This is a genomic window from Paraburkholderia sp. NMBU_R16, from assembly GCF_013282575.1.
In the GTDB taxonomy this organism is placed as follows: domain Bacteria; phylum Pseudomonadota; class Gammaproteobacteria; order Burkholderiales; family Burkholderiaceae; genus Trinickia.
On the sequence record NZ_JAAAYE010000274.1, the window covers coordinates 1 to 554 of the forward strand.

The window sequence follows — 554 nt, forward strand, 5'->3', positions numbered from 1 at the left end:
GTCGTGGTCGTGATAGGCGACCCGCCGACCGACCGTGGACAACTCGCGCAAGCGCCCAACATGGAGGAAATCAGCCGAACCAAAATTCAACTGCTTAACCGTCCACGGAAACGGGTCACCCCCAGACGCGTACGCGCTGCGCGCTATCTCGGCGAAGAGCAGATCGACGCGGAGCTTCGCGAGGACCAATCCGCTCGTGACCTTTACTCCATCGCGTATCGCGCGAATAACGATCACGAGCGCCAAACGATTTTTGACGACGCGATCGCATGGAAGAGAGTACTCGATGACGGAGTCTTCGAAGACCAGAACGCACTTGCGCAAAGCGTAGGGAAAGACAAAGCGAATGTCAGTAAAACGCTGAGCTTGAACGCACTTCCGCGCGCAATGTTGGAACGAATGGCCGAGAGCGGCGACCGGGTAGGGGTGAGCTTCCCCTGAAATTTCGCCTTCCAGCAGGTCGCGTATAAACTCGACCCAAAGGAAGGAAAGAAGAGATGTTCAAGGTACCGCACCAGGTGTACACGGCAGAGTTCAAAGAAGCGGCCGTGCAA

General features: G+C 56.7%; 1 pseudogene. It reads left to right on the forward strand.

The features are described 5' to 3' along the window. Window positions 1-123: 123 nt before the first annotated feature. Window positions 124-429 (forward strand): annotated as a pseudogene (locus GWC77_RS28215) (chromosome partitioning protein ParB); the annotation flags it as partial. Between the last annotated feature and the right edge of the window lie 125 nt (window positions 430-554).